Here is a 22,519-nt window from a genome sequence, read left to right on the forward strand (position 1 = left end):
GTTTATGGCACACAGGCCAGATCCCGCTCTGGCACATGAGGGGATCGGAATGACCGGCGTATGCCCGAACCAGCAGCTTGAGGCGATGATCGCGCGAGGTGAGATCACGGCCAGCCCCGAGATCATCCCGGCTCAAGTTCAGCCCGCCAGCCTTGATTTACGCCTGGGAACAGTGGCTTACCGTGTTCGCGCGTCGTTCCTTGCGGGCGAAAACCGTTCGGTCGCCGACCGTCTGGCCGAGTTCGAAATGCACCGCATCGACATCACCGACGGCGCGGTTCTGGAAAAAGGCTGCGTCTATCTGGTGCCGCTGATGGAATCGCTAGCCTTGCCCGATGATGTCAGCGCCGTGGCCAACGCCAAAAGCTCGACCGGGCGGCTGGACCTGCTGACCCGCACCATCACCGATGGCGGGGCCGAATTTGACCGGGTGCCCGCAGGATACACCGGGCCTTTGTACGCCGAGATTTGCCCGCGCTCCTTCTCGGTCCTCGTCCGCCCCGGCATGCGCCTAAACCAGATCCGGTTCCGGCAGGGTCAGGCGGTTCTGACCGACGCGGAACTGACCGCGTTGCATATGGACTCGCCCCTTGTGGATGGGCCTGCGGTGATTCAGGACGGGTTGGGCTTTTCAGTCGACCTGCAACTGCCCGACACAGATCTGGTCGGCTATCGCGCCAAGCCGCATACCGGCGTCATCGACCTGGACCGGATCGGCGAATACGACCCGCAGGAATACTGGGAAGAGGTGCGCACCAATGATGGCCGCATCATCCTGGACCCCGGCGCGTTCTACATCCTCGTCAGTCGCGAGGCGGTGCATATCCCGCCGATGTATGCCGCCGAGATGGCCCCTTATCTGGCGATGGTCGGGGAGTTCCGGGTGCATTACGCGGGTTTCTTCGATCCCGGTTTCGGCCACGCCGCCGCCGGTGGTGCAGGCTCGCGCGGCGTGCTTGAGGTCCGCTGCCACGAAGCACCGTTTGTGCTGGAACACGGTCAGGTTGTCGGGCGGCTGGTCTATGAGAAGATGGCCGAGATGCCAACGCAGCTATACGGCGCAGGCATTGCGTCGAATTATCAGGGCCAGGGCCTGAAACTGTCGAAGCATTTCAAGGCTGGTTAGAATTTCATGAACCGGCGCATCTGGCGGGTCATCCGTTGCGCCTGTTTCATGTTCTGCTTTTGCCGCTTGGAGCTGTCCGCCACCTGACGCTTGGCTTCCGGATCGCGCGGGGCTTGCCCCGGTTTGCCCGTCCGACTGGCCATGTCAAAGCCCTTGTCCACGCCACGTGTCACCAGTCGCCGTATGACCTGACGCACGATCATGTCGATGATCCGGTTCGCGTTCATTGTTCAACTCCGTTTGCTGGGACACAACTTAAGGGGTCTTTGCGGTGGAAAAAGGGCCGGTTGGCTATTCTTCCTCGAAAAGTTCCGTCTGATCCTCGTCTGCTTCATCTTCGCGGCCCTCTCCCAGCGGAATCGCCCCCGGGGGCGGACGGTTTTCCAGCAGCCCTGCGGCGCGCAATTCCTTGAGCCCCGGCAAGTCGCGCGCATTTTCCAGCCCGAAGTGATCCAGAAACTGCGGCGTCACCACGAAAGTCACCGGACGACCCGGCGTCATGCGGCGGCGGCCCAGCCTGATCCACTCCATTTCCAGCAACTGGTCGATGGTGCCGCGCGAGACGGACACGCCGCGAATTTCCTCGATCTCGGCTCGGGTGCAGGGCTGATGATAGGCGACAATGGCGAGCGTTTCGATGGCGGCGCGGCTCAGCTTGCGGGTCTCAACCGTTTCCTTCTGCATCAGGAAACCTAGGTCTGGTGCCGTTCGGATCGCCCAGGCCTCGCCCACACGGACCACACGCACACCGCGCCCTTCATAGCGTTTTTGCAGCAATTCAACCGCTTGCGCCGCGTCGCTGCCATGGGGCATCCGGGCCTCAAGATCGGCCACGGTGACAGGCTCGGCGCTGGCGAACAGCACCGCTTCGACCATGCGCTCCTGTTCGGCCAAGGGGGGCGCTTCGAACAGCGTGCCGGTCTCTTCGGGGGCGTCAGTCACGGGTTTCGGTCCTTTTCCGCAGATGGATCGGAGCGAAGGTCTCGCTCTGCTTGATCTCCATATGTCCTTCCTTCACCAGTTCCAGCGAGGCCGCAAAGGTCGCCGCCGTGGCCGAGCGTTTGCGCACCGGATCAGCATCCCAGCCATCGGGCAGATAGGTCTCCATATCCGTCCAGGTCCCTGCAAACCCGATCAGCGGGCGCATCCGTTCCAGCGCCTGTTCCATCGTGAACACCGCGTCGCGGTCCATCACGAAGGGGCGGAATTCGTCGCGGGTGCGGATGCGGGCATAGCCCTGCATCAGATCCAGCAGCGTGGCGGAATAGGTCACGGTGCGGATGCGGGTCACGTCCTCGCCCTGCCCGCGCTTGAAGAAATCGCGCCCCAACTGATCGCGGGCCATCAGCCGCGCGGCGACGTCCCGCATGGCCTGCAGACGTTCAAGCTGGAACGCCAGATGGGCGGCCAGTTCTTCGCCCGAGGGGCCTTCGTCATCCGGGTCGGGTGGCAGCAGCAGGCGGGATTTCAGAAATGCCAGCCAGGCGGCCATGACCAGATAATCGGCGGCCAGTTCGATCCGCAGCGCGCGGGCCTTTTCGACAAAGGCCAGATATTGCTGTGCCAGCGCCAGAACCGAGATTTTCCGTAGGTCGACCTTTTGCGTCCGCGACAGGGTCAGCAGCACGTCCAGCGGGCCTTCGAACCCGTCGACGTCAACGATCAGCGCTTCGGCCGCAAGACGATCTGCGACCGAGACCGGGTCTTCGCTGAAAAGGTTATCGTTCATATACCTGCCCGCCCATTCGGGCAGATAGTTCCGCCTCGGCGGCTTGGATGTCAAGTTCCTGCGGGGCTTTGCGCATGGCCAGCGCACGTTCCGCGCGGGTTTGTGCCATGTCCGACATCTGACCTGCGGCTTCCAGCACTTCGGCGCGTTCCGCAAAGCTTCCATTGCAGTGCAGGACAACATCGCACCCCGCTTGCAATGCCTGCCGCGACAGGTCCGCGGCGGACCCGCTGAGCGCCTTCATCGAGATGTCGTCGGTCATGATCAGGCCTTCGAAGCCGATCACCTCGCGGATCACCTGCATCATCGGTGCTGAGATTGTTGCCGGCGTCGAGTCGATCTGTTCGAACACCAGATGCGCTGTCATCCCCATGGGCAGATCGTTCAGCGCGCGGAACGGCGCAAAGTCCGTCTCAGTCAGCTCTTCCAACGACAGGTCAACGCGTGGCAAGTCGAAATGGGTGTCCAGCGTCGCACGGCCATGGCCGGGCATGTGCTTCACAACGGGCAAAACCCCGCCGTCCAGATGGGCCTTGGCCACCGCGCGCCCGATCTTTCCGATCTGGTCCGCGTCACTGCCGTAGCAGCGGTTTCGGAGAAAAGCATGGGTGTCGACCCACGCCACATCAGCCGTGGGGGCACAATTGCTATCGATGCCCAGTTCGAACAGTTCGTGGGCAATCAGACGATAACGCAGATACATGGCCCGTTCGGCCTGATCCCCTGCGCGGTCCGCGTGATCCAGCGGGGGCAACCATTCGCGGGCCAGAGGCGCGCGCAAGCGTTGCACACGCCCGCCCTCCTGATCAATGGTGATGGGGCAATTGCGGCCAACTGCCTCGCGGAAATCGTCGCACAGGGCACGGACCTGATCGGCAGTGTCGATATTGCGGGCAAACAGAATGAACCCGAACGGGTTCATCTGGCGGAACATGGCGCGTTCCTCATCACTCAGGCGCAAACCTTCGGCATCGGTGATCGCTGCACCGAAATTCACCGAACGGCCACCGGGATGCAATCGGCCCCCTGTGCCACCAGCGCGGCGCAGAACTGGCGCGAGTCGCTCAGGTCATCGAAGCCCAGCACGCGCAGGCGATAGAACGTGCGCCCGCCGCTTGAGGTTTTTTGGATAACGCGTTGTTTTCCATCCATATACTCGCCAAATCGGCCGTTAAGCCTCGCCCACTCGGACTTCGCAACATCCACGCTTTCGTAAGCGCCCAACTGGGCCAGACGTGTCCCGTTGTTGAGGGTGTCGGGATCAACATCCAGACCCACGGCCGTTTTGACGGCGGCATTGATTGCGTCCTCGGCAGGCGCGCTGCGCAGGCTACGGGCCGGGCGCGTATGGGGCCGCAGAGACCGCCGTACACCGGGCAGCGCCGCCAGTTCCGGATCCGGTAGCGAGGCCGCCAGATCGGCGGGATCAATGGCAGGTTCCTCTTCGGGCAACGCCAGCGCGGCAACTTGGACGCCCTCGTCCTGCGACTGTTCCTGTTTCGCCGCCTCTCCGGCCAGTTCCGCGACCAGAGCGTCAACGGCGTTCTGCCGTAACTCAGCCGCTTCACGGTTCGAGATCGGCTCTTCAATCACATGCACCGCTTGTGTCGGCTTCAGTTCACCTGCAGGCAGGTCCTCATCTGTCAGGGACACCGGACGCGGTGCCAGGATCAGGCGATCTGCCGGGGCCGCAGCCGAACCTTCAGCCGCCACTGCATTCACCGCGAGGCCCTGATGGTCCGCAGGGGTGCCGCCGGGCTTTTCGGGCTGAATACGCATCGGTCCCTCTGCCGCGCGTACAACCGGAACGCCGCTAACATCCCGCATGACCAGCTTGTAACCCCAAACGCCAACCCCAACGACCAGCGCCACCGAGGCAACCGCACCCAGCACATTGACCGCACGCCCCAGACTAAAAGACCGCGCTGGCGCGGTGTGGTCCTGCATGTCGTCGGGATACTCATACGCATCCTGCGCATGGGGTTGATTCGTGTACTGCGCGTGCTCGGGACTTTCCTGCCCCGAGTAATCGTAACTCGTCATATCCGCCTCACCGCCCGTTTCGCGCCGTAAAAATTGGGCGCGCGGGTCATTTCTTGCCTACCTCGTACCGGCGGTTCGGGCGATATTGGCTACCGCATCTCCTGCGCCGGAGTAACGCCAAGAATACCCAAGCCCGCTGAAATCACAACAGAAACGGCCCGGGCCAATGCGATTTTTGACTGGCTTGTGGCAACATCGCCATCCTGGATGAAACGCAGCTGCGTTTCGTCATTGCCCTTGTTCCACAGCGCGTGGAAATCACCTGCGAGTTCATACAGGTAGAAAGCAACCCGGTGCGGTTCATTGGTGCGGGCGGCAATTTCGACCAGACGCGGCCATTCGGCCAGCTTCTTGGCAACCGCCAGTTCGGACGGGTGGTCGATCTTGCCCCTGTCAGACGCGACGAGGGTCGTATCCTGCGCGTCAATCCCGGCCTCAGCCGCGCGGCGCAGCACGCTCATGACGCGGGCATGGGCGTATTGCACGTAGAACACCGGGTTCTCGCGGCTTTGTTCCAGCACCTTGTCGAAATCGAAATCCAACGAAGCATCGTTGCGCCGTGTCAGCATCACAAAGCGGGTAACATCCGGCCCAACCTGCTCCAACACGTCGCGCAGCGTGATGAACGTCCCTGCCCGTTTCGACATCTTGAACGGCTCGCCATTCTTGAACAACTTCACCAACTGCGTCAGCTTGATGTCGAAGGACACCCGCTTTTCGCTGTCCAGGGCAGCCACAATCGCCTTCATCCGTTTGACATAGCCGCCGTGATCGGCCCCAAACACGTCGATGATGACATCAAAACCACGTTTGATCTTGTCATAGTGATAAGCCAGATCGGGCGCGAAATAGGTCCAGCCGCCATCCGATTTCTGCACCGGGCGGTCAACATCGTCGCCATATTCGGTCGCCTTGAACAGCATCTGTTCGCGCGGCTCCCAATCCTCGGGCGGAGCTTTGCCCTTGGGCGGTTCCAGCACGCCGCGATAGACCAGCCCCATCTCTTTGAGCTCTTCCAGCGTCTTTTCGATCTTGCCGCTGTCATAATACGACCGCTCGGACGTCCAGACATCCATCTGAACCCCCAGCATGCCCAGATCTTCGCGGATCTGCCGCATCATTTCGTCAATGGTGAAATCGCGGAAGGTGACAAGCCAGTCGGCCTCGGGCTTGTCGATCATGCTGTCGCCGAACTTCTCTTTCAGCGCTTCGCCCACCGACACGAGGTAGTCGCCGGGGTACAGCCCCTCTTTCACCTCGAATTCCAGCCCGTTGGCCTCGCGGTAACGTTCATAAGCCGACCGCGCCAGCACATCGACCTGCCCGCCGCCATCATTGACCCAGTATTCCCGGGTGACGTCGAACCCGGCATAATCCAGCAGACCCGCCAGCGCATCGCCAAACACCGCGCCCCGGCAATGGCCCACATGCAGCGGTCCGGTTGGGTTGGCCGAGACAAATTCCACATTCGCAGTCTTGCCCGCTCCCATGTCGGACTTGCCGTAATCCGTGCCCTTTTCCAGAACCGATCCCACAATGCCCTGCCAGACCGGCAGCGCCAACCGCAGGTTCAAAAACCCGGGGCCTGCGACCTCAGCGCTGGTGATCCGGTCATCCGCCGCCAGCTTACCTGCCAGAGCTTCGGCGATATCGCGAGGCTTCATTCCGGCGGGCTTGGCCAACACCATCGCCGCGTTGGTCGCCATGTCGCCATGCGCCGCATCGCGCGGAGGTTCGACCGCCACATTGTCAAAGCTCAACCCCTCGGGCAGCGCGCCTTCGGACTGCATTTTTGCCAGCGCGTCCAGTACAAGGGCGCGGATCTCGGAAAACAGGTTCATTTCGAATGTCCTTCTGCTTGCCGGGCGGTTTAACACGCAAAGCGCCAAGGTCAATGGACGCCTAAAGTTTGAGCTTGGTTCAGCCGCGCAGACCGGTAATGTCAAATTTGCAATTCAACCGCCGGAGCCCCAAATGATGCGCCTTGCCCTGCCCCTTTCCCTGTTGCTGACCGCCACTTCTGTCTGGGCCGAAATGCCCGCGCCGCAGGGCCATGTGATCCTGACGCTGGGCGGCGCGGTTGACGAAACCAACCTGCCCGCGCGCGGCGAAAATGACGGCGGTTTGCTTGGGTTTCTTGAGGTCACCCATGACGGGGCCGCCGGTTTTGACGCCGCGATTCTGGACGGGCTTGCGCAGGTCGAGATCACCATCCCCTATGGCCCGCCGGACAACCAGCGCGACTATACTTTCACGGGCCCGCTGCTGTCCGAAGTGATGAAGATGGCCGGTGCCGAGGGTAAAACCGCGCTGCCCATGGCGATGGACGGCTATCAGGCGGAAATTCCGTGGCAGAGCATTGAGACACACCAACCCATCGTAGCAACCCATGCCGACGGCGCGCCGATGGGCATCGGCGGCTATGGTCCAACGATGATCGTCTTCCCTCCTACCGAGGATGCCGACCTTGCCCAGACACAGGCGGGCCAGCAGGTCTGGGCCATCGCCTACATCGCGATCGAATGATCTCCGGTCAGCCGGGCATGGTCCTGCAAGGCAAACCTGTCGGTCATGCCCGCGATATAGTCCGAAACGATGCGGGCGAGCGCCGTTTCGCCTTGGGCCGCTTCGATGTCCGCATGCCAGCGCGCGGGCATTTGCCTTGGGTCGCTCAGATAAATCGGGAATAGCTCCTGAACGACCTTGCTGACCTCGGCCCGCACCTGCATCACCGCAGGCGCGCGGTACATTCGGGCAAAGAGAAAAGCGCGAATTTCTTTCAGTTGCGCCCAAAGACCGGCAGAGAACTGTACGACCGGGTAGCCCAGATGACGGATCTCCTCGACCGATTGCGCACCTGAGGCCTGGATCAGGTTTCGGGAGGCATCAATGACATCCGACACCATAACACCGAACACCCTGCGCAACGCCTCATGCCGCCGCCGATAGGCGTCAAGGCCGGGATATTTGCGATCCACCTCGGCATAGCAGTCGCCGACGATGGGCAGTTGCTCGATCTCGGCATCTGAAAAGAGCCCCGCCCGCAGCCCGTCCAGCAAATCGTGGTTGTTATAAGCTATGTCATCCGACAGCGCCGCCACCTGCGCCTCGGCACTGGCATGGGTGTGCAGTTCCAGATCAAAAACGCCATTGCACTCGGCCAGCGCCCAGGGCAGTTCCCCCGACACGGGGCCATTGTGCTTGGCGATGCCTTCAAGGCACTCCCATGTCAGATTACAGCCGTCGAATTCCGCATAGTGCCTTTCCAGTTTCGTGACGATCCGGATCGCCTGCGCATTGTGATCGAAACCGCCATACGGCTGCATCAAAGCATGCAGAGCGTCCTCACCCGTATGACCAAACGGCGTGTGCCCCAGATCATGCGCCAATGCCACAGCTTCAGTCAGTTCCGGATTCAGTCCCAAGGCCCCGGCAATGGTCCGCGCGACCTGCGCCACTTCAATGGAATGGGTCAGACGGGTGCGGTAGCTATCGCCTTCATGCTCGACAAACACCTGCGTCTTGTGCTTGAGCCGCCGAAAGGCGCTTGCGTGAATGATCCTGTCCCGGTCGCGCTGAAAGCAGGACCGGAAACTGCTCTCCTCTTCCGGCACCAGCCGCCCCCTCGCGCGGCCCGGATCCGAGGCAAAACCCGCTCGCTCCACTCGTCTTGTCCTTGTCGCCTGTCGTCAGGTTTCATATATTGTACCGTGGTTCAGAAATAAACCTTTGGAGTCTGGCATGAATCTGCCCCCGACAGTCACAGAACGCGCCTTTGATCGTCTGGCTGAGATTGGCGCAGCAGATCAAGGGCAAGCCCTGCGCGTGGCGGTGGAAGGCGGTGGATGTTCCGGTTTTCAATACGAAATCGCTCTGGACACCCCGAAAGAAGACGACCTGATCCTTGAGGGCAAGGGCCAGAAGGTAATCGTCGATTCAATCTCTTTGCCGTTTCTGGAAAACGCCGTGATTGATTTTACGCAGGAACTGATCGGAGCGCGATTTGTGATCGAGAATCCGAACGCCACCTCGTCCTGCGGCTGCGGCACCTCTTTTTCGATGTAGCGCCGATGGGGGCTTTGCCCCCACACCCCCAGGATATTTTTAGACAGATGAAGCAGGGATCCGCTCTCCGACCAATCCATCGGAGAGCTTCACCTGTCGCGGTCATCGGCGTCCCCGCCTGTACCGCCTGATCTTCTTCACTCAAAATGGTTAAAGATCCGTTTCTTCATCTGTCTAAAAATATCCCGGAGCGCGAGGCAGAGCCTCGCAAATCCGCCCAACACTTGCCGCTGGGGTTTGAATGAGCGATAGGTTGCCACAAGCCAACGGAGGACCGCGCATGAAAATCGCCACGTTCAATATCAACGGCATCAAGGCGCGGGTCGAGGCTCTGCCCCGTTGGCTCGACGATGCGCAGCCCGACGTCGTGTTGCTGCAAGAGATCAAGTCGATCGATGAAAACTTCCCGCGCGAGATATTTGAAGATCGCGGCTACAACGTAGAAAGCCACGGGCAGAAGAGTTTCAACGGCGTGGCGATCCTGTCCAAACTGCCTTTGGAAGACGTCTCACGCGGGCTACCGGGGGATGACGAGGACGAACAGGCGCGGTGGATTGAGGCCACCGTCATTGGCAAAAAGCCCCTGCGTATTTGCGGGCTGTATCTGCCCAACGGCAATCCTGTTCCCGGCCCAAAATATGATTACAAATTGGCATGGATGGAGCGTCTGTATGATCGCGCCCGCGATCTTTTGTCGACAGAAGAACCGGCCCTTATGGCAGGTGACTACAACATCATTCCGCAAGCAGAAGACGCGAAGCGCCCGGATGACTGGCGCGAGGATGCGTTGTTCCGACCGGAAAGCCGCACTGCGTTCCGCAAGATTCTGAACCTCGGGTACACCGAGGCGTTTCGGGCGCACACGCAGGGGCCCGGGCATTACTCATTCTGGGATTACCAGGCCGGGGCATGGAACAAGAATGACGGTATTCGCATCGACCACTTCCTGCTGACCCCGCAGGCTGCCGATCTGATGCGGGATTGCCGGATTGATGCCGAGGTGCGCGGTCATGAGAAGCCCTCGGACCATGTTCCGGTGTGGGTCGATCTGGATCTGTAAGGGCTCAAACGGTCGCGTCGTAGCGATAAATCCACTCATAGCGTCGGGACAGGCGCGGGCCGATTACCGTTAACGCCGCCTGAGCTGCCAGCCGAGCCGCCCCGGTCAGGTGGAAATTGCGGGTATTGGCGTTAGCTGCCTCTACGACCTTTTGTGCACGCAGCCGTCGTGTTTGCTCATAGGCGGCAAGCGCGCGGGTCACGCCGGATTGTTCCTTGAAAGATCGCGCAAATATCCACGCATCTTCAAGTGCCAAACATGCCCCCTGCGCCATGAAAGGCAGCGTTGGATGGGCTGCATCGCCTAACAGGGCCAGCCGTCCGTTCTGCCATTTTTCGGCGACCGGGCGCAGGAATAGCGCCCACAGATGCGCCTCGTCCACTTTGGCGAGAATGTCCCGTACCGGCCCACCGAAATCGGCAAAGCGCGCGCGCAAGTCGTCCGGGTCGCCGGGGCGGCGCCAGCCTTCTTCCTGCCAATCCGAGCGTTCTTCGATCGCCACGATGTTCAGCAGGCGTTGATCACGTAAGGGATAGGTCACAACGTGGCGGTGCGGACCCATTGTCAGCGTCGCTTTCGGGGTTTGTTCTCGCTGTTCCCAAGGAATTGTCGCGCGCCAGGCGACCTGATGGGTGAATTCCGGAGCCTCGGGACCATTCAGGATAGGCCGGATGATGCTACGCCCGCCATCCGCAGCTATGGCGCATTCAGCGCGCAGCCTTTCGCCATCGTCCAGAACCACCTCAGCCTCGGCGGGGTGTTTGATCACCTGTGTCACGCGGGCACCCAGACGGATATCGACACCGGCCTGCTGCGCCGCCGTGTGCAGCAGATCCAGCAGATCGGCGCGGTGGTAGTAGTAGGTCGGCCCGGCAGATGGGCCTGGCAGACGGCTGATCAGGCGGCCTTTGCGGTAGTCCCGCAACAGGGTGCCATGCGATCTTTGCCCCGCTTCGGGGACGTCGCTCACCACACCCAGCGCACGCAGGATGCACATGCCGTTGGCGCTGATCTGCAGCCCTGCGCCCACCTCGGTCAGGGCTGGGGCCTGCTCCAACACCGTGACTTTAGCGCCCGATTGTCGCAACGCCAGCGCGGCGGCCAGTCCGCCAATCCCACCGCCGATGACACAGAATTTCAGCCTGTCGATCTTCATGGCACCGCCTTAACGCAAAAACGCCAGAGCGACAGGCCCCGGCGTTTCCGTTTTACCAAGTTTCCCAGCGATCAATCGTCGCGGTGGACTTTTTCGCGGCGCTCGTGACGCTCTTGCGCTTCAAGCGTCATGGTTGCGATCGGCCGTGCGTCCAGACGTTTCAGGGAAATGGGATCGCCGGTCTTTTCGCAGTACCCGTATTCGCCTTCGTCGATCCGGCGCAGGGCTGCATCAATCTTGGCGACCAGCTTGCGCTGACGGTCCCGCGTGCGCAGTTCCAGGGCCCGGTCGGTTTCTTCGCTGGCCCGATCTGCAACATCGGGAATGTTCCGGGTATTGTCCTGAAGCCCTTCGATCGTGTCGCGGCTGCCTGCTAACAGTTCATTTTTCCAATCCAGCAGCTTGCGGCGGAAATACTCAAGCTGTTGATCGTTCATAAACGGTTCATCTTCGGCCGGGCGATAATCTTCCGGCAGAAAAACTTCCTGCTTCATCTTTGCTCCCTCGGTATGGCCAGAAACGTCGTTGGTTGCGGTCGTTTCACCTGACATTTGGCACCCCCTTCTGCGCTGCATGTATCCGACGCGCGTGGGAATGTCACTACACAAACGTAGCGCAAACGCGCCGTCACAAGAACCGGTCTAAATATGAGACTTTTACAAACAAAACCTTGTTTTTCTGTGAACTTTATCGGGCCATTTCTGGGCGTCCTACAACCCATGCGGCACCCGGCCAAAAGCGAATCAAGCAAAACGGATTGAAGTCGCTGCAAAATTCACCAAACACGACGCAGGGACCCGGGTTGTCAAAAACCTTGGCTCTCTGTAACCCGGAAACCACAATTCTGCCCGCACATCACGCGAATCCACACGAGGGGCCTATGACCGCACGTTTTCAAGGCACAGCCGAATATGTCGCCACCGACGATCTGACCATTGCCGTGAACGCAGCCGTCACGCTGGAGCGTCCGCTGTTGGTCAAGGGCGAGCCCGGAACCGGCAAGACCGAACTGGCGCGGCAGGTGGCCGGGGCGTTGAGCCTGAAGATGATCGAGTGGAACGTCAAATCCACCACCCGCGCCCAACAGGGCTTGTACGAATATGACGCGGTGAGCCGGCTGCGCGATAGCCAATTGGGCGAGGAACGCGTGCATGACGTGTCGAACTATATCCGCAAGGGCAAGCTGTGGCAGGCGTTCGAGGCAGACGAAAAAGTCGTTCTGCTGATCGATGAGATCGACAAGGCCGATATCGAGTTTCCCAACGACCTGCTGCAGGAGCTCGATAAGATGGAGTTCCACGTCTACGAGACCGGTCAGACGATCCGCGCCAAGCACCGCCCCATCGTCATCATCACCTCGAACAATGAAAAGGAACTGCCCGACGCGTTCCTGCGCCGCTGTTTCTTCCACTATATCCGCTTTCCGGATGAGGCCACAATGCGCCGGATCGTCGAAGTACACCACCCCGGCATCAAGGACGCGCTACTGACCACCGCCCTGACCCAGTTCTATGAAATCCGCGAGACGCAGGGGTTGAAGAAAAAGCCCTCGACCTCGGAAGTTCTGGATTGGCTGAAACTGCTGCTGGCCGAGGATCTGACGTCTGAGGACCTCAAGCGCGACGGAGCGAATGCACTGCCCAAGCTGCATGGAGCATTACTGAAGAACGAACAGGATGTGCACCTGTTTGAGCGGCTGGCGTTTATGGCACGATCCAAGCGATAGCGACGGCCTGACCGGCGCGCGGGGATCACGGCTTGCCTTAAGGCGGGCTGAATGCAAGCATTGTGCATGGCCCACCGCTCGGGTCCCGGCACCACAACAGCAGAGCAGGACGTCCTTTGGCCGACAATTTGACAATCCGCCCCCTGCGGCCCGAGGACCGAGAGCCATGGGCCGAAATGTGGCACGACTATCTGGCGTTTTACGAAACCTCGGTGCCGGATGAGATTTACGATTCCACCTTTTCGCGCCTGCTGGGCGATGATCTGCATGATTTTTCGTGCTTCGTGGCCGACCTGAACGGGCAGCTTGTGGGGCTGACCCATTACCTGTTTCACCGCCACGCGTGGAAGGTGGAAAACGTCTGCTATCTGCAGGACCTGTTTGCCCGCCCCGAGGCGCGCGGAACCGGCGTCGGGCGGGCGTTGATCCAGGCAGTTTATGATGAGGCAGACCGTCAAGGCGCGCCCTCGGTCTATTGGCTGACGCAGGATTTCAACCACACGGCCCGGCAATTGTACGACCGGATCGGCAAGAAGTCGCCCTTTATACGGTACAACCGCTCATGAAGCGGTGGGGCGCATTCCTTCTGGTGGCTGCGGTTTCGGCCTGTACGCAGGTGGACCGGATCGAGCTACCGACCCGCGTGAACGTCGCCGAAATATCGCTGCCCCCTGCCAAGAGTTTCGCCCGCGCGTATCCCACCGCCCCGGCGCGGTCGAACAAGAACATCGCCGCCGATTTCGTTTCGCTGCATTTCGAACTTGAAAGCGGAGCCCCCCTACCTGTTTTCACCCGCTTTGAAACGCCCGTCACCCTGCGCCTGACCGGCACACCGACCCCAAGCATGCAGCGGGACCTGACCCGCCTGCTGAACCGCATTCGGCGCGAAGCGGGGATCGACATCCGTCAGATCGACGAGGGTCAGGCTAACATCACCGTCGAGGCGGTCAGTCAGGAGCAAATCCACCGCGTTCTGCCGAACGCCGCCTGCTTTGTCGTTCCCAACGCTTCAAGCCTGGAAGAATACCGCCGCGACAGGCGCAAAGCCAAAAGCAGTTGGACCGAGTTGCGCCGCCGCGAGCGGCTGGGCATCTTCATCCCCTATGACGTCAGTCCGCAGGAAATGCGCGATTGCCTGCATGAGGAAATCGCGCAGGCGCTGGGGCCACTGAACGACCTGTATCACCTGCCGGATTCAGTGTTCAACGATGACAACATCCACACCGTTCTGACCGGGTTTGACATGCTGATCCTGCGCGCGGCCTACGCGCCCGAATTGCAGACCGGTATGTCGCGCGAAGAGGTTGCGGCTGTCATCCCCGGCGTTCTTCGCCGATTGAACCCGAGGGGAGAGAACCTTCCAGTGCAGCCGTTCTCGGAAACCCCACGGGAATGGATTGAGGCAATCCAGAAATCGGTTGGGGCTGGGCCGGGCTCTCCGCGGCAGATGCGGGCGGTCAAAAAGGCCGCGAGGATCGGTCAGCAGATGGGCTGGACGGACCACCGCCGCGCCTATCCCCACTATCTGATGGGTCGCATGGTACAGTTCGATGACCCAGAGGAAGCACAGCGTCAGTTTCAGATCGCCCTGCAATATTTGCGCGCCACACCTGGAACCGAGGTACACCAGGCCCATGTCACCACCCAGACCGCAGCCTATGCGCTGGCGAAAGGTGACGGCCCCGCCGCGTTGCCCGATCTGGATCGGGCGATCGGCGTGATGACGCGGGCCGAGAATGCATCCATCCTCGCCACTCTGCTGTTGTTGAAATCCGAGGCGCTTCGGCAATCGGGCCGAATACAGGAAGCACGCGCCGTCAGGCTGGACAGTCTAGGGTGGGCGCGCTACGGCTTCGGCTCGGATCTGGTGGCACAGTCGCTGACTCAGGACGTTGCGGCCAGAGCTCCGGCAAACAGCAGCAGAGGTGGATGAAACACACATGTTAGTGGTTCTGGGAATGGCGCTTATCGGGGCGATCCTGGGCGCTTTGACCGCACGCAAACGCAACGGCAACGCGGCGGACATGGCGCAATATGCCGCCGGTTATGGCATTGCCTTTGCGCTGGTGGGCCTCATAATCTCGATGGTGTTGGTGCGACTGGTGGTCTGACGCGATGTTTCTGCCGTTCTTCGAAAACCTTCGTAAAGCAGGCATTCCCGTATCGCTGCGGGAATACCTGACCTTTCTGGAAGGTATGAAGAAGGGCCTCGCCACCTATGATGTCGAGGCGTTCTACTACCTCGCCCGCGTCTCGATGGTGAAGGACGAGCGCAACATCGACAAGTTCGACCGCGCCTTTGCCGCCAGTTTCGAAGGGCTGGATCAGATCAGCTTCGATCAGGTGCTGGAAGCGGTCGATATCCCGTCGGACTGGCTGGCCAAGATGGCCGAGAAACACCTCAGCGAGGAAGAAAAGGCCGAGATCGAAGCGCTTGGCGGTTTCGACAAGCTGATGGAGACGCTGCGCGAACGGCTGAAGGACCAGCAAGGCCGCCATCAGGGCGGTAACAAGTGGATCGGCACCGCCGGAACCAGCCCCTTTGGCGCCTATGGTTACAACCCCGAAGGGGTGCGCGTCGGGCAAAAAGAAAGCCGCCACCAGCGCGCTGTCAAGGTCTGGGACAAGCGTGAATTCAAGAACCTGGACGACACAGTTGAACTGGGCACCCGGAATATCAAGGTTGCCTTGAAACGCCTGCGCCGCTGGGCGCGCGAAGGGGCCGCCGAAGAGTTGGATCTTGATGGCACCATCCGCGCAACCGCCGAGCATGGCTATCTGGACGTCAAAACCCGCCCCGAACGCCACAATGCGGTGAAGGTTCTGTTGTTCCTCGATGTGGGCGGTTCGATGGACGCGCATATCCGAGTGGTCGAGGAATTGTTCTCGGCCGCGCGGACCGAGTTCAAGCATCTGGAGTATTATTACTTCCACAACTGCCTCTATGAAGGCGTCTGGCGTGACAACCGCCGCCGCTGGGATCAGCAAACGCCCACACACGAGGTCCTGCGCACCTATGGCGCAGATTATAAATGCATCTTTGTCGGCGACGCCTCGATGAGCCCCTACGAGATTGCCTATCCCGGTGGCGCGAACGAGCACTGGAACCAGGAGGCCGGTCAGGTTTGGCTGCAGCGGGCGCGCGATCAGTGGGCATCAAACCTGTGGATCAACCCCGTGCCCGAGAAGTACTGGGGCTACACCCAGTCCATCGGCATGATGCGCGAGATTTTCGAGGATCGGATGGTACCGATGACTCTGGCAGGGTTGGAACAGGGGATGCGGGAACTGACGCGCTGAGGCAAGTCGGCATTGGCCCGGCCTTCGCCCCCGACACCCGATTTCATTAAATGAAATCGGACCGGAAACTTTTGAAGTTTCCGGGGCCCCGTCGGTGAGATCTGTTTTCTCTCGAAATTTTCGGGACAGCTATAGTTGCCCTCAGGCCGCGAAGAAGCCATATCCTTCTTATGCTGCGCCTAACCCCGATCCTGCTGGCCATCGCATATGCCGTCGTGATGTACCGGATTTCCGTCTGGCGCACCCATCGCGAACTGGACGCCAAATCGACCGAACTGGCCGATCCGGCACTCAAGCGTATGACCGATCGGCTGGCTGCCGCTTTGGATGTGGAACGGGTGCCGGTTTATATCTACGAGATCGACCCGGTAAACGGTCTGGCTGCGCCGGATGGGCGGATATTCATCACGCGTGGGTTCTACCGCAAGTTCCGCAACGGAGAGGTCTCGGCCGAGGAAATGGCCAGCGTAATCGCGCATGAATTGGGCCATGTCGCCTTGGGCCACGCGCGGCGGCGGATGATTGATTTTTCCGGGCAGAACGCCATGCGGACGGCATTGATTATGGTGCTGAATCGGTTCATTCCGTTCATTGGCGCGCTAATTGCCAACGCTCTGACCTCGCTTTTGGCGTCGCGTCTGTCGCGGGCGGATGAGTATGAGGCAGACGAGTACGCTGCTGCCCTGCTGACCAAGGCCGGGATTGGCATAGGGCCGCAGAAATCGCTGTTTCACAAGTTAGAAGACCTGACGCAGCAGCGGGCGGGTGTTGTTCCGGCGTGGTTGATGAGCCACCCCAAGACGGATGAGCGGATTGCGGCGCTTGAGGTGCTTGAACGGCGTTGGGCTGGTGGCTGATTACAGCGCAGCGAGAGGCCAGCCTCTCGCGCTCTCCGGGATATTTTTGGCCAGATGAAGGGGATTCTGTTTAGTGCGACAGGGCTTTGCCCAGACGCGGCAGGCGGGCTTTTTTCATTAGGACGCGCAGGGTCCATTGGTTGCCGGACAGGCGGTTGGCTTCATCCAGAACGCGGGTGGCGAGATGTGTCATACCGCCGGGATCGGCAAGCCAGAACTCGTGCAGAAGACCGTCGGGGTCGCGTCGGTTGAGGCCTTCTTCGGTAAGGATGTTTCTGGGGAAGTCCTTTGCGTTGACTGTCACGATGATATCTGCCGAGCCCGCGATGGCCGTGGCCAGAACATGGATATCCGCGCCGTCGGGCAGCCAGAGCCGTTGTTCCAGACTTGGCGGGGCGGCGCGTTTCGCCTCGGGCCACTGTGACTGGACCAGTGCGATTTCAGCGCGGGCTTGCGCCTCGCCTTCGGGTCCGAGTTTTCGGGCGGCGCGGGCCCATTCTTCGAGGATGCGCTGAGACCAGAGCGGGGTGAAATGGCCGAGGCTGGCAGCGCCCAGCAGCATCTCTCGCATCACCGTGGGGTAGATGACGCAGGTGTCCAGAACCGCCTTCACAGCCGGTAGAACACAGCTTTGAGGTAGCCGCTTTCGGCCAGTTGCGGCAGTTGAGGGTGGTCCGGTCCGGCAAAGCCGGTGTGGATCAGCTGCGCCTGTCGTCCGGCGCGGCCAATCCCGCGGGATGAGGCGTCGCGGAAGCGGCCCAGATCAGCCGCGTGAGAGCAGGAGCAGAGCCCCAGATAGCCGCCCGGTTTGACCAAAGGCGCGGCAAGGCGGGCTATGCGTTCATAGGCGCGCAGGCCTGCATCCAGCGCTTGTTTTGATGGGGCGAAGGCTGGCGGGTCGCAGATCACCACGTCGAATTGCGCGCCTTCTTCCCCCAGTTGGGTTAGGACATCGAAGGCGTCGCCTTGGCGGGTTTGGAACCGGTCGGCGCAGCCCGAGGCCTCGGCACCTTTGGTCGCCAAGTCCAGCGCGGCGGCAGAGCCATCGACCGAAAGCGCCTGTGCGGCCCCTCCGGCCAGCATGGCCAGAGCGAAGCCCCCAACATGGCTGAACACGTCCAAAATCTGCGCGCCAGGATGCACCAGCCGAGCGGCGAAGGCGTGGTTGGGGCGCTGGTCGTAGAACAGGCCGGTTTTCTGGCCGCCGGTCAGGTCGGCCATGTAGGTCGCGCCGTTCATGGGCACCGGCAGAGGGGCATCGGGAATTGTTCCGCGCAGGGTTTGGTTCACATCGTCCAACCCCTCCAGCCCGCGTGTGCGACCCGAGGCGTTCTTCAAAACGGTGGTAGCACCTGTCACCTTGACCAGCGCGTCCGTCAGCGTTTCCAAATGCGCCTCGGCCCATGCGGCGTTGGGTTGGATGACGCAGGTATCGCCGAAACGGTCGATGATCACACCGGGCAGGCCATCGGCCTCGGCGTGGATCAGGCGGTAGTAGGGCGCTTCGAACAATTGTTCCCGCATTTCAAGCGCACGACGCAGGCGGGTTTCGAACCACTCGGCGTTCAGGTCGGCCTGAAGGTTTCGGTCCAAAACGCGGCACATGATCTTTGACTCGGGGTTGACCGCGACCAGCGCAATGGGCGCGCGTTTGTCATCCTCCAGAATGGCAAGTGACCCAGCGGCGATCTTGCGGGTACGGCGGTCGGTGACGATGTCGTTGGCGTAGACCCAAGGGAAGCCGTGGCGCAGGCCGCGCGCGTTGGCTTTGGGTTTCAGGCGGATGCGGGGGCGGTCAGCGGCTTGGGTCATGACGCCCTCATAATCCTGAACTGCGCGGTGGGAAAGCCCCGTTAACGGGGACGGCTGCGCCAGCCGCCGCGCCGTTTCGGGGCTTGCGCAGCTTGCAGACCCTCGGCCAACACCTGCGTCATCGGGTGATCGGCGTCCTGCGCGGAATAGGCCGCGTGCAAATCGGCCAGCGCCTGTTTCTGGTCCTGCCCGTCCGGCAGGCTGAGCGCCCAGTCCAGAAAGATGCTGCGGCATTCGGGCAAGGTGATGCCCTCGATGCGGTAGGCCTCGCGGATCAGGCCCTTGGGATCGTTGGGATCACTGCTGCGCGCCATCTTCGCCCCTTTTGATCACGCTGCCGATCAGAGCGGCGGCGGTGGTGTAACTGTCCTGCAATGCGGCCTGCAGTTCGTCCACCCGTTCGAACCCGGTGGCGCGGCACAGAAAGGCCGCGCCACCCTCGCCGATCTTGTCGGCCTCGATCACCTTGCCGGACAACAGCCGCGCGGCGCATTGCACGGACCAGCATAGGTCGTAACTGTCCTTCAGCGTTTGCGCCTGCGCGACATCCAGAAGACCGGCAGCGACGACCCCGTCGAGCCCGGACTGCACGTCGCGTTGCGATATGCCTGCCAACAGGGCTCCGGTCTCGGCCATCAACTCGATATCCATCATCCGACCGGGGCCGTTCTTGGCATCCCAAACACCGGCGGGCGATTTGGCGGCGGCCAGTCGGATTCGCATCTCGGCCACTTCGCGCAGAACCTTGTCCTTGTCGCGCGGGTGAGACAGGAATTCAGCCCGAAACCCTTCGATATCCCCGGCCAAAGCCGGATCGCCCGCCACAACATGGGCGCGGGTCAGGGCGAGGTGTTCCCAGACCCAAGCCTCTTCCTGCTGATAGTGGGTGAAGCTGGCCCAGCTGGTCGCCACCGGGCCCTGATTGCCCGAGGGGCGCAGGCGCATGTCGACCTCGTACAGACGCCCCTGCGACATCGGGGCGGACAGCGCCGTGATCAGCGCCTGCGTGAACCGCGCATAATAGGTACGTGTTGCCAGGGGGCGCGGGCCGTCGGACATATCCTGATCCAACGGGTCGTAGATCACGATCATGTCCAGATCGGATTGCGAGTTGATCCGCCCTGCCCCCAGCGACCCCATGCCCAGAACCGCAGCGCCTCGTCCCGGAGCGGGGCCGTGCTTGCGGGCGAAATTCTCGGAAACATGCGGCAGGATCGCGGCGATGACCGCCCGTGCCAGATCGGCATACTGTCCCCCCGCCTGCGCCCCGTCGATCAATCCGCGCAGATGATGCACGCCGATGCGGAAGTGCCATTCCTTGCACCAGCGTCGCGCGAAATCGAGTTGTGTTTCGTAGTCGGATTCCTGCGCCAGCGCCTGTGCCAGTTCGGTCTGCAACGCCACCTGCCCCGGCCAGTCGGCAAAGAAACTGCCGCCGATCACCGCATCAAACACCGAAGCGTTGCGCGACAGATGCGAGGCCAGGGCGTGCGAGGTGCCCACGATGTCGATCAGTAAGTCGATCAGGTGGGGGTTGGCCTCGAAAAGGGAAAAAAGCTGAACGCCTGCGGGCAGTCCGGCGAGGAACCCGTCGAGCGCCATCAGCGCCTCCTCGGGTTGGGCGGTTTTGGCAAGGCGCGACAGAAGTTCGGGCTTGAGGCGGTCGAAAATGCGCCTGCCCCGTTGGGTGCGAAGCGCAGGATAGGTTGCCCAGCGGGCGAGGATACCTTTGTCGAACTCGACCTCCTGCGCGGGCGTCGGGGTGGCACCGGGGCCGGGCGCGAAGAACCCTTCGGTCAGATCGTGCACCTCGGTCAGGCGTCGGGTCAGGTCCTGGGTAAACTGGGCGCTGCTGAGGCCCATCAAGCAGGCAACGCGTTCGATCCCATCTTGGGAATTGGGCACTTTATGGGTCTGGGCGTCGTGGATCATCTGGATACGGTGTTCGACCTCGCGGTGGGCGCGGTAGTGATCGGTCAGCTTGGCGGCGACCTCATCGGGCACCCAACTCTTGGCGGCCAGCGCGGCCAGCCCCGGAACCGTACCGCGCACGCGTAGGTCGGGGTCGCGACCACCTGCGATCAACTGGCGTGTCTGGGTGAAGAACTCGATCTCTCGGATACCGCCCTGCCCCAGCTTCATGTCATGACCCGGGATAGACAGGGTGCCGCCCGTCCCTTTGTTCTCGCGAATGCGAAGGCGCATGTCGTGGGCGTCCTGAATGGCGGCGAAATCCAGATGGCGACGCCAGACGAACGGGCGCAGCGCATCCAGAAACCTTTGCCCCGCCACAACGTCCCCGGCGCAGGGCCGCGCCTTGATGTAAGCGGCGCGTTCCCAAGTGCGGCCGAGGCTTTCGTAATACCGCTCCGCCGCCTCCATCGCCATGCAGACCGGCGTCACCGCCGGATCAGGGCGCAGGCGCAGATCGGTGCGAAAGACATAGCCATCCGCCGTCTTGTCGCTGAGCGTGGCACAGAAATTGCGCGTGGCGCGGACCATGCCGTGGCGGGCCTCGTAGAAATCATCGGGGTCAAACCGCGTCTCGTCGAACAAAACGATCAGGTCGATATCTGAGCTGTAATTCAACTCATGCGCGCCCATTTTCCCCATGGCGAGGATCACCATCCCGGCCGCGGTTTCGACATCCTCCTCGGTCATGCCGGGCAGTTTCTTGCGGCGGATCAGGGCGGCGATCTCGGCCTTGGCCGCCACATCCGCGGCTAGCGCCCCGAAATCCGTCAGTGCCGCTGTCACCTTTTCCAAGGGCCAGGCCGCGGCGATATCCGCCAGTGCGGTCAGCAAAGCCAACCGGCGCTTGGCTTGCCGCAGCCCCGGCTTCAACTGATCGGGCGGCAGGGCCCGTGCCGCCGCCATGACATCCGCCAACGCCTGATCCGGGCTGTGCAGCGCTTGTGGCAGCCAGTCTTTCTCGCGCTCGATCAGGCCTTTCAGATAGGGGCTGGACCCTGCCGTTCCGGCAATCAGATCACCCTGTTCTGCGGTCAGATCAGGCATCAAAGCACGGGCTTCTTCCCCCAAGGCTTGATCAAAGGCGTGCGGTAGACGGTGAATAGCAAGAGCGTCAGTCATATGCGCAACCTGCGCATCGCCATGGGGCGGCGTCAATGGGGCAATCTGGTCAGGCCTGTTCGACCGGAGTGTCCTGGCTGAAGCTGTTGACCCAGACATTGTGTCGGCGTTCCCAGAGTGATGAGATCAGCATCGCCTCCCACCCCGGCGCGTCGGGCCGCAGATAGTCGGCGCGGTAGGACAACAGCACGATATCGGGTGTCAGGACCCGCAGCTTTTCTTGGCTTAGTCTGAACTCGGCCATTGTCGGTGCATCGGCGAACTGCCCCACGTGATCGTCCCGATTGGCAAAACCGGACGGGTACACGCCCAGAAAATCCGCGCTCAGCAACGCGCGATCCGCTTGTGCGTTCCCATCGACCAATGCCATCCAAACCTGCTTTTCCAGATCGAGGATTGCACCAAGGGTCGGGGCGGGCTTTTTGTCATCCGTATCCATACGGGCAGCCTGCGTGTGATGCGCCAAATCGTCAACCAGATCGCAGGATGTAAATCTTTTTCACATTGACCTCTTGCAACACCCCAACGGAACCCCATCTAGACAATGTGAAA

General features: G+C 61.4%; 24 protein-coding genes. 10 read left to right on the top strand and 14 right to left on the bottom strand.

Features of this window, described 5'->3' with window-relative positions:
• Window positions 1-49 precede the first annotated feature (49 nt).
• On the top strand, window positions 50-1,126 hold the full coding sequence (locus ACR0JN_RS04765; RefSeq protein ID WP_480884543.1) for a 2'-deoxycytidine 5'-triphosphate deaminase: 1,077 nt from the start codon (window positions 50-52) through the stop codon (window positions 1,124-1,126).
• On the opposite strand, the gene ACR0JN_RS04770 is transcribed toward ACR0JN_RS04765, so the two are convergent.
• The 6 genes from ACR0JN_RS04770 to argS all read right to left on the bottom strand — a co-directional run bounded on the left by ACR0JN_RS04770 (window position 1,123) and on the right by argS (window position 6,739).
• Window positions 1,123-1,353: a hypothetical protein gene (locus tag ACR0JN_RS04770; protein WP_480815362.1), complete on the bottom strand. Its 231-nt coding sequence runs from the start codon at window positions 1,351-1,353 to the stop codon at window positions 1,123-1,125. The two genes, ACR0JN_RS04765 and ACR0JN_RS04770, sit on opposite strands and share 4 nt — an antisense overlap.
• A 64-nt stretch (window positions 1,354-1,417) precedes the next feature.
• A complete protein-coding gene (gene scpB / locus ACR0JN_RS04775; protein WP_480815361.1) occupies window positions 1,418-2,068 on the bottom strand; it encodes an SMC-Scp complex subunit ScpB in 651 nt (216 codons plus the stop codon).
• Window positions 2,061-2,855, bottom strand: coding sequence for a segregation and condensation protein A (locus tag ACR0JN_RS04780; RefSeq protein WP_480884544.1), 795 nt, complete (start codon window positions 2,853-2,855; stop codon window positions 2,061-2,063). The genes scpB and ACR0JN_RS04780 overlap by 8 nt, the downstream gene beginning before the upstream one ends.
• Window positions 2,845-3,852, bottom strand: coding sequence for a beta-N-acetylhexosaminidase (nagZ, locus tag ACR0JN_RS04785; protein ID WP_480884545.1), 1,008 nt, complete (start codon window positions 3,850-3,852; stop codon window positions 2,845-2,847). The genes ACR0JN_RS04780 and nagZ overlap by 11 nt, the downstream gene beginning before the upstream one ends.
• Window positions 3,849-4,898 (bottom strand): SPOR domain-containing protein, encoded by a 1,050-nt coding sequence (locus ACR0JN_RS04790; RefSeq protein WP_480884546.1) that lies wholly within the window; start codon window positions 4,896-4,898, stop codon window positions 3,849-3,851. Before ACR0JN_RS04790 ends, nagZ begins: the two co-directional genes overlap by 4 nt.
• A gap of 89 nt (window positions 4,899-4,987) precedes the next feature.
• Window positions 4,988-6,739 (bottom strand): arginine--tRNA ligase, encoded by a 1,752-nt coding sequence (gene argS / locus ACR0JN_RS04795; RefSeq protein ID WP_480884547.1) that lies wholly within the window; start codon window positions 6,737-6,739, stop codon window positions 4,988-4,990.
• A gap of 133 nt (window positions 6,740-6,872) precedes the next feature.
• Between argS and ACR0JN_RS04800 the strand changes: the two genes are divergently transcribed.
• Complete coding sequence (locus ACR0JN_RS04800; protein WP_480884548.1) at window positions 6,873-7,424, top strand: putative pterin-binding protein; 552 nt, start codon at window positions 6,873-6,875, stop codon at window positions 7,422-7,424.
• On the opposite strand, the gene ACR0JN_RS04805 is transcribed toward ACR0JN_RS04800, so the two are convergent.
• Entirely contained in the window at window positions 7,406-8,563 is a 1,158-nt protein-coding gene (locus ACR0JN_RS04805; protein ID WP_480884549.1) for a deoxyguanosinetriphosphate triphosphohydrolase, read from the bottom strand. The genes ACR0JN_RS04800 and ACR0JN_RS04805 overlap by 19 nt on opposite strands.
• A 76-nt stretch (window positions 8,564-8,639) precedes the next feature.
• On the opposite strand from ACR0JN_RS04805, the gene ACR0JN_RS04810 reads away from it, so the two are divergent.
• On the top strand, window positions 8,640-8,963 hold the full coding sequence (locus tag ACR0JN_RS04810) for a HesB/IscA family protein (RefSeq protein WP_480613884.1): 324 nt from the start codon (window positions 8,640-8,642) through the stop codon (window positions 8,961-8,963).
• 280 nt (window positions 8,964-9,243) lie between these two features.
• Complete coding sequence (gene xth, locus ACR0JN_RS04815) at window positions 9,244-10,023, top strand: exodeoxyribonuclease III (RefSeq protein WP_480884550.1); 780 nt, start codon at window positions 9,244-9,246, stop codon at window positions 10,021-10,023.
• Between the two features lie 4 nt (window positions 10,024-10,027).
• Here the strand turns inward: xth and ACR0JN_RS04820 are convergent, their stop codons facing one another.
• Window positions 10,028-11,179, bottom strand: coding sequence for an FAD-dependent monooxygenase (locus ACR0JN_RS04820; protein ID WP_480884551.1), 1,152 nt, complete (start codon window positions 11,177-11,179; stop codon window positions 10,028-10,030).
• A gap of 71 nt (window positions 11,180-11,250) precedes the next feature.
• Window positions 11,251-11,673 (bottom strand): RNA polymerase-binding protein DksA, encoded by a 423-nt coding sequence (dksA, locus tag ACR0JN_RS04825; RefSeq protein ID WP_480815352.1) that lies wholly within the window; start codon window positions 11,671-11,673, stop codon window positions 11,251-11,253.
• Between the two features lie 386 nt (window positions 11,674-12,059).
• Here dksA and ACR0JN_RS04830 point away from each other — a divergent pair, with 386 nt between their 5' ends.
• The 6 genes from ACR0JN_RS04830 to ACR0JN_RS04855 all read left to right on the top strand — a co-directional run bounded on the left by ACR0JN_RS04830 (window position 12,060) and on the right by ACR0JN_RS04855 (window position 17,062).
• Window positions 12,060-12,905, top strand: coding sequence for an AAA family ATPase (locus tag ACR0JN_RS04830; protein ID WP_480815351.1), 846 nt, complete (start codon window positions 12,060-12,062; stop codon window positions 12,903-12,905).
• A 116-nt stretch (window positions 12,906-13,021) separates the two neighbouring features.
• A complete protein-coding gene (locus ACR0JN_RS04835) occupies window positions 13,022-13,471 on the top strand; it encodes an N-acetyltransferase family protein (protein WP_480884552.1) in 450 nt (149 codons plus the stop codon).
• Window positions 13,468-14,838, top strand: coding sequence for a DUF2927 domain-containing protein (locus tag ACR0JN_RS04840; protein WP_480884553.1), 1,371 nt, complete (start codon window positions 13,468-13,470; stop codon window positions 14,836-14,838). The genes ACR0JN_RS04835 and ACR0JN_RS04840 overlap by 4 nt, the downstream gene beginning before the upstream one ends.
• Before the next feature lie 7 nt (window positions 14,839-14,845).
• Window positions 14,846-15,016 carry a hypothetical protein gene (locus ACR0JN_RS04845; protein ID WP_480613870.1) on the top strand — a complete coding sequence of 57 codons (171 nt, stop codon included), beginning with the start codon at window positions 14,846-14,848 and terminating at the stop codon, window positions 15,014-15,016.
• Window positions 15,017-15,020: 4 nt separating this feature from the next.
• Window positions 15,021-16,205, top strand: a complete 1,185-nt coding sequence (locus tag ACR0JN_RS04850; protein ID WP_480884554.1) for a vWA domain-containing protein — start codon at window positions 15,021-15,023, stop codon at window positions 16,203-16,205.
• A 170-nt stretch (window positions 16,206-16,375) separates the two neighbouring features.
• Complete coding sequence (locus ACR0JN_RS04855; RefSeq protein WP_480884555.1) at window positions 16,376-17,062, top strand: M48 family metallopeptidase; 687 nt, start codon at window positions 16,376-16,378, stop codon at window positions 17,060-17,062.
• Between the two features lie 70 nt (window positions 17,063-17,132).
• Here the strand turns inward: ACR0JN_RS04855 and ACR0JN_RS04860 are convergent, their stop codons facing one another.
• The 5 genes from ACR0JN_RS04860 to ACR0JN_RS04880 are packed head-to-tail and all read right to left on the bottom strand — an operon-like array spanning window position 17,133 to window position 22,406.
• On the bottom strand, window positions 17,133-17,675 hold the full coding sequence (locus ACR0JN_RS04860; protein ID WP_480884556.1) for an RSP_2648 family PIN domain-containing protein: 543 nt from the start codon (window positions 17,673-17,675) through the stop codon (window positions 17,133-17,135).
• Entirely contained in the window at window positions 17,672-18,874 is a 1,203-nt protein-coding gene (locus tag ACR0JN_RS04865; RefSeq protein ID WP_480884557.1) for an RSP_2647 family RNA methyltransferase, read from the bottom strand. The genes ACR0JN_RS04860 and ACR0JN_RS04865 overlap by 4 nt, the downstream gene beginning before the upstream one ends.
• 41 nt (window positions 18,875-18,915) lie before the next feature.
• Window positions 18,916-19,188, bottom strand: a complete 273-nt coding sequence (locus ACR0JN_RS04870) for a hypothetical protein (RefSeq protein WP_480815344.1) — start codon at window positions 19,186-19,188, stop codon at window positions 18,916-18,918.
• Window positions 19,172-21,967, bottom strand: a complete 2,796-nt coding sequence (locus ACR0JN_RS04875; RefSeq protein WP_480884558.1) for a [protein-PII] uridylyltransferase family protein — start codon at window positions 21,965-21,967, stop codon at window positions 19,172-19,174. The genes ACR0JN_RS04870 and ACR0JN_RS04875 overlap by 17 nt, the downstream gene beginning before the upstream one ends.
• Before the next feature lie 49 nt (window positions 21,968-22,016).
• Window positions 22,017-22,406 carry a DUF4440 domain-containing protein gene (locus tag ACR0JN_RS04880; protein WP_480884559.1) on the bottom strand — a complete coding sequence of 130 codons (390 nt, stop codon included), beginning with the start codon at window positions 22,404-22,406 and terminating at the stop codon, window positions 22,017-22,019.
• Window positions 22,407-22,519: the final 113 nt, after the last annotated feature.

The organism is Ruegeria sp. G12 (assembly GCF_056533565.1).

Coding starts and splice junctions, on each gene's coding strand:
- ACR0JN_RS04790 (WP_480884546.1), bottom strand. CDS start 4,898: ATGACGAGTTACGATTACTCGGGGCAGGAAAGTCCCGAGCACGCGCAG.
- ACR0JN_RS04800 (WP_480884548.1), top strand. CDS start 6,873: ATGATGCGCCTTGCCCTGCCCCTTTCCCTGTTGCTGACCGCCACTTCT.
- ACR0JN_RS04875 (WP_480884558.1), bottom strand. CDS start 21,967: ATGACTGACGCTCTTGCTATTCACCGTCTACCGCACGCCTTTGATCAA.
- argS (WP_480884547.1), bottom strand. CDS start 6,739: ATGAACCTGTTTTCCGAGATCCGCGCCCTTGTACTGGACGCGCTGGCA.
- ACR0JN_RS04780 (WP_480884544.1), bottom strand. CDS start 2,855: ATGAACGATAACCTTTTCAGCGAAGACCCGGTCTCGGTCGCAGATCGT.
- ACR0JN_RS04820 (WP_480884551.1), bottom strand. CDS start 11,179: ATGAAGATCGACAGGCTGAAATTCTGTGTCATCGGCGGTGGGATTGGC.
- ACR0JN_RS04840 (WP_480884553.1), top strand. CDS start 13,468: ATGAAGCGGTGGGGCGCATTCCTTCTGGTGGCTGCGGTTTCGGCCTGT.
- dksA (WP_480815352.1), bottom strand. CDS start 11,673: ATGAAGCAGGAAGTTTTTCTGCCGGAAGATTATCGCCCGGCCGAAGAT.
- ACR0JN_RS04865 (WP_480884557.1), bottom strand. CDS start 18,874: ATGACCCAAGCCGCTGACCGCCCCCGCATCCGCCTGAAACCCAAAGCC.
- ACR0JN_RS04810 (WP_480613884.1), top strand. CDS start 8,640: ATGAATCTGCCCCCGACAGTCACAGAACGCGCCTTTGATCGTCTGGCT.
- ACR0JN_RS04845 (WP_480613870.1), top strand. CDS start 14,846: ATGTTAGTGGTTCTGGGAATGGCGCTTATCGGGGCGATCCTGGGCGCT.
- xth (WP_480884550.1), top strand. CDS start 9,244: ATGAAAATCGCCACGTTCAATATCAACGGCATCAAGGCGCGGGTCGAG.
- ACR0JN_RS04855 (WP_480884555.1), top strand. CDS start 16,376: ATGCTGCGCCTAACCCCGATCCTGCTGGCCATCGCATATGCCGTCGTG.
- ACR0JN_RS04770 (WP_480815362.1), bottom strand. CDS start 1,353: ATGAACGCGAACCGGATCATCGACATGATCGTGCGTCAGGTCATACGG.
- ACR0JN_RS04765 (WP_480884543.1), top strand. CDS start 50: ATGACCGGCGTATGCCCGAACCAGCAGCTTGAGGCGATGATCGCGCGA.
- ACR0JN_RS04880 (WP_480884559.1), bottom strand. CDS start 22,406: ATGGATACGGATGACAAAAAGCCCGCCCCGACCCTTGGTGCAATCCTC.
- ACR0JN_RS04870 (WP_480815344.1), bottom strand. CDS start 19,188: ATGGCGCGCAGCAGTGATCCCAACGATCCCAAGGGCCTGATCCGCGAG.
- ACR0JN_RS04850 (WP_480884554.1), top strand. CDS start 15,021: ATGTTTCTGCCGTTCTTCGAAAACCTTCGTAAAGCAGGCATTCCCGTA.
- ACR0JN_RS04830 (WP_480815351.1), top strand. CDS start 12,060: ATGACCGCACGTTTTCAAGGCACAGCCGAATATGTCGCCACCGACGAT.